The following is a 13,861-nucleotide window of genomic DNA, read 5'->3' on the forward strand; positions in this document are numbered from 1 at the left end:
AACAGTTGACAAGAGCCCCTCGAGGGGCCTGCAACAGCTCTCGATGTAAAACCATAACGGAGACCAATACAACATGAAATCGAATGCATTATTGATGGCCCTGCTCAGCGGCGTGCTCGTCGCTTGCGGCGGGGGCCAGGAAGGCACGACCGCCACGCCAAACACCTTGCTCGCCGCCGTGGAAGCGTGCGCCGTCTGGGATGCCGCCACCGTCTACACGGGCGGCCAGTGCGTGACGTACCAGGGTGTCACCTACAAGGCCAAATGGTGGACGCAAGGCAATGTCCCCAGCACCGCCGACCAGTGGGGTCCATGGGCCGTGATCGATACGCCAACGCCAACTCCGACACCAACCCCGACCCCGACGCCGACGCCGACGCCGACACCGACACCGACACCGACACCGACACCGACACCGACTCCGACTCCGACTCCGACCCCAACGCCGACTCCCACGCCAACCCCCACGCCAACCCCCACGCCAACCCCCACGGCTTGCCGTCCGGACGGCCTGATTTCGGCCGTGCCGAATGTGCCGTATTGCAAGGTATATGACGCGAATGGGCGCGAAGTGCTGGGCAATGGCTTGAACCGGCGCATCGTCGGCTATTTCGCCAGCTGGCGCACGGGTGTCGATGGCAGCCCGACTTACCTGGTGAATAACCTGCCCTGGGACAAGATCACCCACCTGAACTATGCGTTCGCTTCCGTCGATCCGGCCACGTCGAAGATCGCCATCGGCAGTGGCGCGGCCAATCCCGATACGGGCCTCACCTGGCCGAACGTGCCGGCCGCGGCCATGGACCCGTCCCTGCCGTACAAGGGCCATTTCAACTTGCTGGCCCAATACAAGAAGAAGTATCCGAGCGTGAAACTGATGATCTCCGTGGGCGGCTGGGCCGGCAGCGGCGGCTTCTACACGGCCACGACGAACGCGGACGGCAGCATCAACACGGCCGGCATCAACACCCTGGCCGACTCGATGGTGGCCTTCGTGCGCCAGTACAACTTCTTCGATGGCGTCGACGTCGATTACGAACACCCGACCACCAACAATGAAGCGGGTAATCCGAACGACTTCGCCGTCTCGAAACCGCGGCTGGCCGGGCTGATGACGAGCTACAACGTGCTGCTGAAAGTGCTGCGCCAGAAGCTCGACGAAGCGGCCGTGCAGGACAATAAATACTATCTGCTCACCATCGCTGGTTCCGCCTCGGGCTGGGTCTTGCGGGGCGAGGAAAACATGTCGGGATTGAAATATCTCGATTACGCCAGCCTGATGAGCTATGACTTGCACGGTGCGTGGAATCAGTACGTGGGACCGAACGCGGCGCTGTTTGACGATGGCAACGATGGCGAATTGCGTGCCGGTAACGCCTACCAGTTCCAGAACATCGGCTACCTGAACACGGACTGGGCCTACCGCTACTACCGGGGCGCCATGCAGGCGGGCCGCATCAATATCGGCGTGCCGTTCTACACGCGGGGCTGGAAGGATGTGACGGGCGGCACCAATGGCTTGTGGGGCACGACGCCGCTGATCAGCTCCACCGTCACCTGCGCCGGCACCAAGACGTGCGGCACGGGCGCCACGGGCATCGACAACGTGTGGTACGACCTCGATACACAAGGCAAGCCCACGCCAGGCGGCGGCAATCCCATCTGGCATGCGTTGAACTTGCAAAACGGTATCGTTCCAAGCTACCTGGACGCGTATAAAGTCACGGACAAGGCGCTGGTAGGCACGTATGTGCCGTACTACAGCAGCACCATGGTGGCGCCGTGGCTGTGGAATGCGACCAAGAAAGTCTTCATTTCGACGGAAACCACGCAGTCGATCGCGGCCAAGGCCCAGTACATCGTCAACAACAATATCGGCGGCGTGATGATCTGGGAAATGGCGGGCGACTATGCCTGGGATGCCACGCGTAATGGCGGCAAGGGCGAGTACTTCATGGGCACCACCTTGACGGACGTGCTGTACCAGGCATTCCGCACGGCTGGCGCGTACGGCAACAAGCGCGCCGAAATCGCCATGCCGGGCACGGCGGCCAACGTCAGCATCACCCTGGGCGGCTGGAAGCTGGGCGACAACAACTTCCCCATCAACCCGGTGATGACGGTGAAGAACAACACCACGTCGACCCTGCCGGGCGGCACCGTGGTGGAGTTCGACTATCCCGTGTCGGCGCCGTCGGACATGAGCGACCAGTCCGGCTTCGGCTTGACGGTGATCAATGCCGGCTACACGGGGCCGAACAATATCGGCGGCTTCACGAAGAACTACAACCGGGCCCGCTTTGCGATTCCCGCCTGGCAATCGCTGGCGCCGGGCGGCTCCGTGGCGCTGACCCTGAACTACCGCCTGCCGATCTCGGGACCGGCCAACTACACGGTCACCGTGGGCGGCACCAAGTATGCCTTGACGCAGGAGTATCCGGAACTGCCGGTGGCCTTGCCGTAAGTTGAATCCGGCAGGGTAAACAGAGAAGGGCGGAACCGCGGTTCCGCCCTTTTTTCGGGGTCAGACCCGTCGGGTCTGACCCCAGCCTTTGCTTCTGGGTTGTTTCAGCTTAAAACCACGTCTCTACCTGGAAACCGTATGACGTGCCGCTGGTATTGTTGTTGTAGATCGGGCCGCCGTTGTTCGACGCATTGACCGAGGCGGTGGCCGCATCGTTCCATTTGCCGTAGGTCACGAAAGCGCGCAGTTCAGGGCGCGACCACAGGCCAGGGCCGGCCGAGATCGTCGGGGCGATGGTCAGCTTGGTCAGGCGCTTGGCCGGCAGGCCGCCCGCTTGCGTCACGCGGTCCGTGCCCAGTTCGCCCACCAGCTTGAAGTTGTTGGTGAACGCGTACACGGGACGCACGCCGACCGAGGTCCAGGTCGAGGAACCGTTGGCGTTCGATTCGTCTTTTTGCCACAGGGCGACAAATTCCATGCCGAAGTTGGCCATCGGCTGGATCGCCATGTCATTGAAGATGCGCGTGCGTTTCACGTCCGAACCGAAATTGGTGTCGCCCGACGCGCCGAACTGCGCGCCCTTGCCGGTGCCAGGACCGACGCCGTACTGCACGCCGAAGGTATTGCCGCCGCCGAACACTTTCGCTTGACGGTGGAAGGCCGACAATTGCCAGCCATTGTGCTTCTGGCCGTAAGCGTCGTTGTCCTTGCCTTCGCCGATGATGTAGGTCGCGGCCAGGTCCAGGGTGCCGTTTTCATTGACGGGAATCTCGCCGTAGATGAAGTTCTGGCGCACGGCCGATTTGGTGCTGACGACGCCGGTCTTCGACACGGTGTTGATGTCGTTGTCCTTGAAGAAAGCGTACGAGAATTTACCGGGGCCGGCAGGAATACGGTCCAGGCCGGCGCCCGTGCCGTTCATGTTGATGTACTGCAAGTCCAGCATGTGGATGTCAGGACGGTAGTAGAAGCGCTTGCCGATCCAGGCCGTGCCGCCGTTCAGGAAATCGAGTCCCTGTGCTTCGACATAGGCCTTGACGATGCCCAGTTTGTTGTCGCCGAAATCCGAGTTGGGCGCGTAGGCGTTGACCCAGATGGTGGCCAGGTAGTTCACGCCGCCGGACTGGGCGACGGACTTGGTGTAGCCGAATTCCGTGTAGGCGTCGCACTCATTGCCCAGACGATATTTCATGGTATTGCCGCCCAGACCGAAGCAGCCTTGCGAACCGCCGCCGCCCGAGGTGTTGCTGCCAGCGCCGGCGCGCAAGTAGCCATGGAAGCCTTCGGCGTCGCTTGGGTACATGGGGTCGGCCATGGCGGAAGCGCTGGCAATGGCCAGGAGCAGGGCAGGTAAAGTTTTCAATGCAGTGCGATTCATGCGGTCTCCAGAAGAATGTTGGTGGTAGCGGTGGCGCCCCGAAAGGCCGGTCACCGCACACGGTCTAATGCCGAAAACCAAGTCTAGCAGCGCTTTTTTAACCACCCTGATACAAATCGAACAAGTACCGATACTTTCTTTCAAAGTGTTGTTTTTACTCAATATCGATACTCTGGTGCATGGAGGGGGTGCAAAAGAGTATCGAATTGCGGTTTTGGAGTATCAGAAAGTATCAAAGTCCGGTGCTACATTGTGGTCGTGGTGCTAAGTACCTGAGCATTGCCAACGACAAAAAACACTGGAGACACATAATGAAACGTTCCGCCATTGCCGCGCTGTGCGCCGGCGCGCTCTGCCTCAGCTCGTCCGCTTTTGCCGCAACCGACCTCGTCATCGCCACCGTCAACAACGGCCACATGATCGAAATGCAAAAGCTCAGCAAGTTCTTCGAGCAAGCCAATCCCGACATCAAGCTCAAGTGGGTGACCCTGGAAGAGGGTGTCTTGCGCCAGCGCATGACCACCGATATCGCCACCAAGGGCGGCCAGTTCGACGTGATGACCATCGGCCTGTATGAAACGCCCATCTGGGGCAAGAAAAACTGGTTGATCCCGATCAAGCCGGACGCCAAATACGATATCGACGATCTGCTGCCCGCCATCCGCGAAGGCCTCTCCGGCGACGGCAAGCTGTACGCGTCGCCGTTCTATGGCGAAAGCTCGATGATCATGTACCGCAGCGACCTGGTCAAAAAGGCGGGCGTGACGATCGAAGACCGCCCCAGCTGGAACCAGTTGCGCGACGTGGCGGCCAAGCTGCACGATCCGGCCAACGGCGTGTACGGCATCTGCCTGCGCGGCAAGCCGGGCTGGGGCGACAACATGGCGCTGATCACCACCATGGCCAATTCCTACGGCGGCCAGCTGTTCGACATGCAATGGAAGCCGCAATTTACCAGCAAGCCGTGGAAGGACGCGGTCACCATGTATGTCGACCTGATGAAGAAATACGGCCCGCCGGGCGCGGCGGCCAACAGCTTCAATGAAAACCTCGCGCTGTTCAACCAGGGCAAGTGCGGCATCTGGATCGACGCGACGATCGCCGCCTCCTTCATCACCGATCCGAAGCAAAGCAAGGTGGCCGACAAGGTGGCGTTCGCCCAGTCGCCCGTCGGCGTGACGGAGCGGGGTGCCAACTGGCTGTGGATCTGGTCGCTGGCCATCCCGTCGAGCTCGAAGCATCCGAACGAGGCGCAGCGCTTCATCAACTGGGCCACCTCGCCCGATTACGTGAAACTGGTGGCCAAGGAAACGAGCTGGGCGAACGTGCCGACGGGCACGCGCAAGTCGACGTATGCGAGCCCCGAGTTCCAGAAAGTGGCGAAATTTGCCGCCGCCGAAGGCAAGGCCCTGGCCACCACACGCGCCGTGCAAAGCACCTTGCCGCCGTCGCCGTACGTGGGCGTGCAATTCGCGTCGATTCCCGAATTCCAGGTGATCGGCGTGGCCGCCGGCCAGCAGATGGCGGCAGCGCTGCTGGGCAAGGTGACGGTGGACCAGGCGCTGGAGTTGTCGCAGCAGACGGCTGAGCGTGAGATGCGCAAGGGCGGGTACTACAGGTAAGACCTTTCTTGCCGTCTGGTTTATCAACAGGCGAAGAGATTGGTGGCTTAAAACTGGGGTCAGACCCGACGGGTCTGACCCCGGATTTCTGTTGATGATCATTCCCTCACGTCCCAAGAGTATCCTATGAAACGCATTATCCCCCGGACTTTGCTGACGCCGGCCGTGCTTGCCGTCTCCGTCATTTCCGTGATCCCGTTGTTGATCACCCTGTATTACGCGTTCGTGCGCTATTCCATGCTCGATCCGAGCGGCCATCCTTTCCATGGTCTGGCCAATTTCCACTTTTTCTTTACCGATGCCTCGTTCCTGCCGGCTTTGCAGAACACGTTCACCTTGCTGTTTTCCGTCATGCTGATCACGGTGTTGCTGGGCACGGCGCTGGGCTTGCTGATCAATGAAGCGTTCCCGGGGCGCGCCATCGTGCGCGTGCTGCTGATTTCGCCGTTTCTCGTCATGCCGGCCGTCAATGCCCTGATGTGGAAGAACATGCTGCTCAACCCGATCTACGGCCTGTTTGCGCAGATCAGTCTCTTCTTTGGCGCCACGCCCGTTGACTGGCTGTCGGCCCACCCCCTGTTTTCCATCATCATGATGGTCTCCTGGCAATGGCTGCCGTTTGCCTGCCTGATCTTCATGACGGCCCTGCAATCGATGGACCGCGAACAGCTGGAGGCGGCCCGCATGGATGGCGCCACCTATGTGCAGCAACTGCGCTATCTCTACATTCCCCACCTGGGCCGCGCCGTCTCGGTGGTGCTGATGATCGAGATGATTTTCTTGCTGTCGATCTTTGCGGAAATCTTTACCACCACGGGCGGCGGTCCCGGCTTCGACACGACCACCATCACCTTCATGATCTATCAGCAGGCACTGCTGTCGTATGACGTGGGAGCGGCTTCCGCCGGCGCCCTGTTCGCCGTGCTCATCGCCAACATCGCCGCCTTCTTCCTGATGCGCGTCATCGGCAAGAATCTGTCGAAATAAGGAGACCTTGATGCATAGCAAACTCAATCTGTATGGCCGCACGGCCGCCGCCTGGCTGTGCGCGCTGCTGCTGTTCTTTCCCATCTTTTGGTTGGGTCTGATGGCCTTCAAGACGGAAGGGCAAGCCATTTCCACGCCGCCCCTGCTGTTTTTCACGCCGACCCTGGACAGCTTCCGTGAAGTGCTGGCGCGCGACAATTACTTCGGCTACGCGTGGAACTCGCTGTTTACCAGCGTGGTATCGACGGCCATCGGCCTCTTGATCGCCATCCCGGCCGCGTATTCGATGGCCTTCTTTCCCACGGGCGGCACCATCGGCTTGCTGAAATTCATGCTCAGTTCGCGCTACATGCCCGGCGTGGGCGCGCTGATGCCCATCTATATCTGCTACCAGTACTTCGGCCTGCTCGATACGCGCATCGGCCTGACCATCATGTTCATGCTGATGAACCTGCCCATCATGATCTGGCTGCTGTACACGAGCATGAAGGAGCTGCCGCGCGAAATCCTCGAGGCCTCGCGCATGGACGGCGCCACCGTGTGGGATGAATTCCGTCACGTCGTGCTGCCCCTGTCCGTGGGCGGCATCGCTTCCACGGCGCTGGTCTGCATGGTGTGGTCGTGGAATGAATCGTTCTGGTCGCTGAACCTGGGCGCCTCCAACGCGGGCACCCTGGCCTGGCTCATCGCCTCGTATTCGAGCCCGGAAGGTCTGTTCTGGGCCAAATTGTCGGCCGCTTCCCTGATGGCCATCGCGCCCATCATGGCACTGGGCTGGTTCTGCCAGAAACAATTGGTCCAGGGTATGACCTTCGGCGCTGTTAAGTAAACACTATTGGATGACATCATGGCTTACCTTCAACTGAGCAATATCGAGAAATTCTTTGGCGAGCACCGCGCCATCAAGGGCATCGACCTGGAGATCCGGCAGGGCGAGTTCGTCGTCTTCGTGGGGCCGTCCGGCTGCGGCAAATCCACCCTGCTGCGCCTGATCGCGGGCCTGGAACCGATCGACGGCGGCAAGCTGTCGCTCGACGGGCGCGACATTACGGCGCTGCCATCGTCCAAGCGCGACCTGGCGATGGTATTCCAGTCGTACGCGCTGTATCCGCACATGACGGTGTTCCAGAACATGTCGTTCGCGCTGAAACTGGCCGGCGTCGATCCGGCCATCATCCGCGAAAAAGTCGACAAGGCGGCCGCCATCCTCGACCTTGGGCGTTACCTGGAGCGCACGCCGAAGGAATTGTCGGGCGGCCAGCGCCAGCGGGTGGCCATCGGCCGCGCCATCGTGCGCGATCCGAAAGTGTTCCTGTTCGACGAGCCGCTGTCGAACCTCGATGCGGCCCTGCGCGTGCAGACGCGCATCGAGATCGCCAAGCTGCACCGCGAGCTGGGCGCCACCACCATCTATGTCACGCACGACCAGGTCGAGGCGATGACCCTGGCCGACCGCGTGGTGGTGCTGCGCGACGGCCAGATCGAGCAGCATGGCTCGCCATTGGAACTGTATGACCGTCCCGCCAACCGCTTCGTCGCGCAATTCATCGGCACGCCCAGCATGAACGTGGTGCCCGCCGATGCGGCGCCGCAGCTGCTGGCGCAGGCGGGCAGCGCGGCGCAGGCGGACGGCTTTGTCGGCATCCGCCCCGAGCACGTGCACCTGGGCGCGGCGCAGCCGGGCAGCGTGCCCGTCACCGTCGACCTGGTGGAGTCCTTGGGCGTGGAAACGCTGACCTATGTGCGCCTGCCGAACAATGTGCAGGTGGTGTCGCGCGGCGCGGAGCGCAGCAGCCTGCAGCCGGGCCAGCAGACGCATCTGACGTTCGAGCCGGGCTTCGTCCATTATTTCGACCGCGCCGGCAAGACCTACGCGGCGGCGAAAGGGGTGCTGTAATGGAAGCGATCGCATTGAAGCAATCGAACCTGGCCAAGCTGCCGGCGAACGTCGCCGTGCCCGCGTATGCGCGCGAGGCGCTCGTGCCCGGCATCGTGCATATCGGCGTGGGCGGTTTTTTTCGCGCCCACCAGGCCGTGTACCTCGACGATTTGCTGGCCTTGCCCGGCAACGCAGAATGGGGATACTGCGGCGTGGGCTTGCTCGCGCATGATGCGGCCATGCGCGACGCCATGCGGTCGCAGGACGGTTTATATACGGTGGTCGAGCGCAGCGCGGCCGGTGATAGCGCGCGCATCATCGGCTGCATCGGCGACTACCTGTATGCGCCCGACGAGCCGCAAGCCGTGCTGGAAAAGCTGGCCGACCCCGGCACGCGCATCGTCGCGCTGACCATCACCGAAGGCGGCTATTACGTCAACCAGGGCACGGGCGAATTCGATGCGCAGCACCCCGACATCGTGCAGGAACTGGCGCACCCGGAGGCGCCGCGCTGCTCGTTCGGCTACCTGGCCGCCGCGCTGGCACTGCGCCGCCAGCGGGGACTGGCGCCATTTACCATCATGTCCTGCGATAACCTGCAAAACAATGGCGATGTGACGCGCAAGATGCTGCTGGCCTTTGTCGCCTTGCGCGATGCAGAACTGGCGCGCTGGCTGGCCACGCATGGCAGCTTCCCCAACAGCATGGTCGACCGCATCACGCCGGCCACCACCGATGAACACCGGGCGCTGGTGCGCGACAGCTTCGGCATCGTCGACGCCTGGCCCGTCGTGTGCGAACCGTTCCGCCAGTGGGTCATCGAAGACGAATTCCCGCAGGGCCGGCCGGCCTGGGAATTGGTGGGTGCGCAGATGACGCACGACGTGCTGCCGTATGAAAAGATGAAGCTGCGCTTGTTGAATGCCAGCCACCAGGCCCTGTGCTACATCGGCATGCAGCTCGGCTACACGTTTGCGCATGAAGCGATGGAGGATGCGGGCATCCGCGCGCTCGTGCGGCGCATGATGGATGACGAGGTCACGCCTTTGCTCGATAGCGTGGAAGGCATCGATCTGGCGCAATACAAGGACACCCTGATCGAGCGCTTTTCGAATCCGGCCGTGCGCGACCAGCTGGCGCGCATCGGCACGGAAGGCTCGGCGCGGATCCCGAAATTCGTGCTGCCGTCCGTGCGCGAAGCGCTGGCCCGGGGCGGCGCCATCAAGCTGCTGGCGTTTACCGTGGCGTGCTGGTTCCGCTACCTGGAAGGCCACGACGAAGCGGGGCGCGAGATGCCCTTGAACGACCCGTACGCGGTGCGCCTGCGCGCGCTGGCGCTGCAGGGAAAGGCGGACGCCGCGGCGCTGCTGTCCTTGCGCGAGCTGTTTGGCGACCTGTCCGACGCACCCGCGTTCACGCAGGCGGTGGGGCAGTCGCTGGCCAGCCTGTATGGGCTGGGCGCGCGCGCGGCGCTGGAACAGATCGTCGCCTGACGGGGAGGGCGCGTCATGCCACCGTCGTTGCCGCAGATGGAGCTGGAACAGCAGCGCGACGCCACGCCAGGCTTCGAGCCGAAAGGCAGTTTCGGCTTCATCCGCTACCTCGAGCACGGCTTTCCGAATGCGCTGGTGCGCTGGCATTACCACGACGAGTACGAACTGCACCTGATCGTCGAGAGCAGCGGCAAGGTCTTTGTCGGCGACTATATCGGCCAGTTCACGCCTGGCCACCTGGTGCTGACGGGGCCGCGCGTGCCGCACAACTGGGTCTCGCTCGACACGCCGGCCGAGGGCGTGGCCCTGCGCGACATGGTGATCCAGTTCGGCCATGCGCCGCTGGCGTCGATGGCGGCCGCCATTCCCGAATTGAAGGGCATCTTCCCGCTGCTGCAGCGCGCCCTGCATGGCGTGGAATTCTTTGGCGTCAGCGAGCAGTCGCTGCGGCGCTTCCGGCGCATCCGCGACACGAGCGGCCTGCCGCGCTTCATCGAATTTCTCACCCTGCTGGGAGAGCTGGCGCAGACCAGCGACTACCAGCTGCTGTCGACGGTGCCCATGCAGTCGAGCGACGACGACGTGGCGCTGGCGCGCATCAGCTCGGCCATCAACTTCATCGTGCACAATTACAGCAGCCAGTTCTCGCTGAAACAGCTGGCCGAGCAGGTGGACATGCCCGAGCGGACCTTTTCGCGCTTCTTTCGCAGCGCCACGGGCAACAGCTTCACGGACTTCGTCAACCGCCTGCGCATCAACAAGGCGTGCCAGCTGCTGATGGAGACGGAGCGCTATGTGAGCAACATCTGCTACGAGGCGGGTTTTAACAATGTGGCCAATTTCAACCGGCGCTTCCTGGAATTGAAGGGCATGACGCCGAAGGAGTTTCGCCAGCAGGCGCTGGGCCGTTTTGGCGAGTGAAGCTTTTTGAGGTACATTCGATGGCACGGGCGGGGACAGCCTGAGAGAGACAAGCATGGAACACCTATGGCACAAGGACAGCGAGCGCAAGGCGCCCGAGCTGGAACGCGAAAGCTACGACGGCATCATCAATTACCTGGAACATGGCTATCCCAGCTCGCGCGTGCGCTGGCACTGCCATGAAGAGTATGAGCTGCACCTGATCGTCGCCACCAGCGGGCGCCTGTTCGTGGGCGACTATATCGGCGAATTCTCGCCCGGCCACCTGGTGCTGACGGGCCCGCGCCTGCCGCACAACTGGATTTCCAACGTGATGCCGGATGGCGGCGTGCCCCTGCGCGACATGATCGTGCAGTTCGCCCATGCGCCGCTGGCCGGCGCCGCGCGCGTGATTCCCGAATTGCGCGAACTGCTGCCGCTGCTCGAACGCTCCAGCTATGGCGTGGAGTTTTTCGACATGGGCCACGAGGCCGAACAGCACCTGGCGCGCATCCGCGCCACGCATGGGGCCGAGCGCTTCGCCGAATTCGTGCAATTAATGAGCAAGCTGGCGCGCACGGCCAACTACCGTTTGCTGTCGAGCGCCTCGCTGCGTTCCTATGACGATGACGCCACCCTGGCCAAGGTCAATTCCGTCCTCAACTACATCACGGACAATTACCGCGAGCCGATTTCGGCGGAAATGCTGGCCGAGCAGGTGGGCATGTCGCTGAGTAAATTCTCGCGCTTCTTCCGCAAGGCGACGGGCAACAGCTTTACGGATTTCGTCAGCCGGCTGCGCATCAACAAGGCGTGCCAGCTGCTGATGGACACCGACCAATACGTGTCGAACGTCTGCTACGACGTGGGTTTCCAGAACGTGGCCAACTTCAACCGCCGCTTCCTGCAGGTGAAGGGCGTCACGCCCAAGGAATTCCGGCGCCAGGCCGATGGCCGCTTCGGCGGCATCGGCGGACCTGTTGCGGATACGCCACTGGCGTGACGGCTGTCATGGGCTTGTCACTTTGAGCAGTTACTCTCCACGGCTTCAACCCCACCTTAGCCGAGGAATGCATGAATACTGCTGTAACGTCGACCCCGAAACTGACCCTGCTGGCCATCGCCGCCGGCCTGGCCCTGGCCGCTTGCGGCGGCAGCGATAATCCGCCGGCGGAGCCTTCCAAGCCCGTGGCGCAGACGGGTGTGTTCCTCGACGGCGCGGTGGAAGGACTCGATTATGTGGCCGGCAGCGCCCCCAAGGCCAGCACCAATGCCAAGGGCGAATTCATTTGCAACCCGGGCGAGACGGTAGCCTTCAGCGTGAGCGGCCTGGCCCTCGGTTCGGCCCCATGCGGCGCCGTCGTCACGCCGCTGGCGCTGGCCGCCAGCACGAATGTGGCGGATGACAAGGTCGTCAACCGCCTGCTGGCGCTGCAACTGCTCGACGACGACAGCGATCCGTCGAACGGCATCAAGCTGACGGCGGAAGTGAAGGCCGCGCTGGCCGGCAAGACACTGGACTTTGCCACCGCTCCGGCCGTCTTCAACACGGCCCTGGCCGCGCACCTGGCCAGCGTGGGCGGGAAATTCGCCGGCCGCACGGTCGATGCCGAACGCCGCGCCCTCGTGCGCGAGCATTTTGAAGACACGCTGGCCTCGAAAGCGGGCGCGCCCGTCAACGAGGCGCTGACACAGGCCAATCCTGTCGGCGAAGTGAAAGTGACGGTGACGCGCTACCAGATCCAGGCGGCCGACAAATTCTACGTGCCGTACGAAGGCGCGAATGCGAAAATCAAGGGAGAATTCCCGAACGGCTTCCTGCCGTCGTACGGTTCCGGCCTGGCCTACAAGGGCAAGAACGCGGCCGGCGACCTGGAATTCTATGGCTTGACGGACCGCGGCCCGAACGGCGACGGCCCGCTGGTGCCCGATCCATCGGGCAAGGGCACCATCGGCAGCAAGATCTTCCCGTCTCCCAGTTTTACGCCTTCGTTCGGCGTGATCACAGTCGGCAAGAACGGCGCCGTGCTGGGTTCGTCGACGCCGATCAAGGTGTCGGCCACCGTCAACAGCTCGGGCTTGCCCGTGCCCGTGGGCGCGGTCGGCAATTCTGCCGAGATGCCCGTCATGGATGCGATGAAGTTCGACGCGACCGGCAAGGCCGTCTTCAATGCGGGCGGCCTCGATTCGGAAGCCATCGTCGTCGATGCCAAGCGCAATGCGCTGTGGGTGTCCGACGAATACGGTCCCTTCATCGTCAAGATCGATGCGGCCACCGGTATCATCCAGGCCAAGTACGAGCCGGGCAAGGGCTTGCCGGCGCTGTTCGCCAAGCGCCGCGCGAACCGCGGCATGGAAGGCATGACCTTAGATACGAGCAACGACAAGCTGTACGCCTTCCTGCAAAGCCCTCTGTCCGACGGCACGGCACCATATTCTGTGACGAAGAAGAATGAACAGGTCGAGCGCTTTGCCCGCTTCACGCGCTGGATCGAATTCGACCCGGTGACGGGCACCAGCGGCAAGATGTATGCGTATCCGCTCAACGCGGCCGACTACCAGGATGGCCGCACGGGCAACGCCAAGCTGGGCGACATGGTGGCGCTGGGCGGCGGCAAGTTCCTCGTCATCGAGCAGGGCGCCGCACCGTCGGGCAAGGTCTTCAACAAGCTGATGCTGGTCGAACTGAAGGGCGCCACCGACATCGCGGCCGCCGCCTTCAACGCGACGACGTCCGACCTGGAGAAGAGCAGCATGGGCGGCGCCGCCGTCAATGGCGCCGACTGGGCCGCTGTCACGCCGCTGAAGAAAACGCTGCTGCTGGACTTGAACGCCATCGGCTGGGCGGCGGAAAAGGCCGAAGGCCTGACCTTGATCGACGACTCCACCATCGCGCTGGCCAACGACAATGACTTCGGCCTGAAAACCAAGGTCTTCGACGCGAATGGCGTGGAAGTGGCGGACGCCGACGTGACCAAGTGCACGGTCGATGCCAATGGCACCATCGTCACGAGCAGCGTGGCCGGCTGCAATGCCGCCAACACCATCCGCGTGGCGCGCGGCGACGACCGCGAGCGTCCTAGCCGTTTGTGGATCGTGAAGTTCGCCAAGGCGCTCAATACGTATTGATGTAGTTTG

General features: G+C 62.6%; 10 protein-coding genes. 9 read left to right on the forward strand and 1 reads right to left on the reverse strand.

Translation table 11 applies throughout. The annotated features are described in order from the left end of the window. Positions 1-73: 73 nt before the first annotated feature. A complete protein-coding gene (locus IGS60_RS21445; RefSeq protein WP_306798513.1) occupies positions 74-2,464 on the forward strand; it encodes a glycosyl hydrolase family 18 protein in 2,391 nt (796 codons plus the stop codon). A 109-nt stretch (positions 2,465-2,573) separates the two neighbouring features. Here IGS60_RS21445 and IGS60_RS21450 read toward each other — a convergent pair whose 3' ends face one another. Continuing rightward, the gene (locus tag IGS60_RS21450; RefSeq protein WP_070308472.1) at positions 2,574-3,842 is read right to left on the reverse strand and encodes a carbohydrate porin; all 1,269 of its coding nucleotides are present in this window, start codon (positions 3,840-3,842) and stop codon (positions 2,574-2,576) included. A gap of 416 nt (positions 3,843-4,258) precedes the next feature. Here IGS60_RS21450 and IGS60_RS21455 point away from each other — a divergent pair, with 416 nt between their 5' ends. From IGS60_RS21455 to IGS60_RS21490, 8 genes are all read left to right on the forward strand, one after another. Continuing rightward, complete coding sequence (locus IGS60_RS21455; protein WP_230506276.1) at positions 4,259-5,464, forward strand: sugar ABC transporter substrate-binding protein; 1,206 nt, start codon at positions 4,259-4,261, stop codon at positions 5,462-5,464. A gap of 126 nt (positions 5,465-5,590) precedes the next feature. Continuing rightward, on the forward strand, positions 5,591-6,451 hold the full coding sequence (locus IGS60_RS21460; RefSeq protein WP_230506154.1) for a carbohydrate ABC transporter permease: 861 nt from the start codon (positions 5,591-5,593) through the stop codon (positions 6,449-6,451). A gap of 10 nt (positions 6,452-6,461) precedes the next feature. Next, on the forward strand, positions 6,462-7,280 hold the full coding sequence (locus IGS60_RS21465) for a carbohydrate ABC transporter permease (protein WP_070219870.1): 819 nt from the start codon (positions 6,462-6,464) through the stop codon (positions 7,278-7,280). 18 nt (positions 7,281-7,298) lie between these two features. Then, a complete protein-coding gene (locus IGS60_RS21470) occupies positions 7,299-8,348 on the forward strand; it encodes an ABC transporter ATP-binding protein (protein WP_230506155.1) in 1,050 nt (349 codons plus the stop codon). After that, positions 8,348-9,823, forward strand: a complete 1,476-nt coding sequence (locus IGS60_RS21475) for a mannitol dehydrogenase family protein (protein ID WP_230506156.1) — start codon at positions 8,348-8,350, stop codon at positions 9,821-9,823. The genes IGS60_RS21470 and IGS60_RS21475 overlap by 1 nt, the downstream gene beginning before the upstream one ends. A 15-nt stretch (positions 9,824-9,838) precedes the next feature. Further along, positions 9,839-10,744, forward strand: coding sequence for an AraC family transcriptional regulator (locus tag IGS60_RS21480; protein WP_070312312.1), 906 nt, complete (start codon positions 9,839-9,841; stop codon positions 10,742-10,744). A 55-nt stretch (positions 10,745-10,799) separates the two neighbouring features. Next, positions 10,800-11,726, forward strand: coding sequence for an AraC family transcriptional regulator (locus IGS60_RS21485; protein WP_230506157.1), 927 nt, complete (start codon positions 10,800-10,802; stop codon positions 11,724-11,726). Between the two features lie 71 nt (positions 11,727-11,797). Then, on the forward strand, positions 11,798-13,852 hold the full coding sequence (locus IGS60_RS21490; protein WP_230506158.1) for an esterase-like activity of phytase family protein: 2,055 nt from the start codon (positions 11,798-11,800) through the stop codon (positions 13,850-13,852). Positions 13,853-13,861 lie beyond the last annotated feature (9 nt).

The sequence above is a fragment of the Janthinobacterium sp. FW305-128 genome (assembly GCF_020858135.1).
Classification (GTDB): Bacteria; Pseudomonadota; Gammaproteobacteria; order Burkholderiales; family Burkholderiaceae_D; genus Janthinobacterium.

What these genes read in the sequence shown, in the direction of transcription:
- IGS60_RS21445 (WP_306798513.1), top strand. Translation starts at nt 74, where the DNA reads ATGAAATCGAATGCATTATTGATGGCCCTGCTCAGCGGCGTGCTCGTC.
- IGS60_RS21450 (WP_070308472.1), bottom strand. Translation starts at nt 3,842, where the DNA reads ATGAATCGCACTGCATTGAAAACTTTACCTGCCCTGCTCCTGGCCATT.
- IGS60_RS21455 (WP_230506276.1), top strand. Translation starts at nt 4,259, where the DNA reads ATGATCGAAATGCAAAAGCTCAGCAAGTTCTTCGAGCAAGCCAATCCC.
- IGS60_RS21460 (WP_230506154.1), top strand. Translation starts at nt 5,591, where the DNA reads ATGAAACGCATTATCCCCCGGACTTTGCTGACGCCGGCCGTGCTTGCC.
- IGS60_RS21465 (WP_070219870.1), top strand. Translation starts at nt 6,462, where the DNA reads ATGCATAGCAAACTCAATCTGTATGGCCGCACGGCCGCCGCCTGGCTG.
- IGS60_RS21470 (WP_230506155.1), top strand. Translation starts at nt 7,299, where the DNA reads ATGGCTTACCTTCAACTGAGCAATATCGAGAAATTCTTTGGCGAGCAC.
- IGS60_RS21475 (WP_230506156.1), top strand. Translation starts at nt 8,348, where the DNA reads ATGGAAGCGATCGCATTGAAGCAATCGAACCTGGCCAAGCTGCCGGCG.
- IGS60_RS21480 (WP_070312312.1), top strand. Translation starts at nt 9,839, where the DNA reads ATGCCACCGTCGTTGCCGCAGATGGAGCTGGAACAGCAGCGCGACGCC.
- IGS60_RS21485 (WP_230506157.1), top strand. Translation starts at nt 10,800, where the DNA reads ATGGAACACCTATGGCACAAGGACAGCGAGCGCAAGGCGCCCGAGCTG.
- IGS60_RS21490 (WP_230506158.1), top strand. Translation starts at nt 11,798, where the DNA reads ATGAATACTGCTGTAACGTCGACCCCGAAACTGACCCTGCTGGCCATC.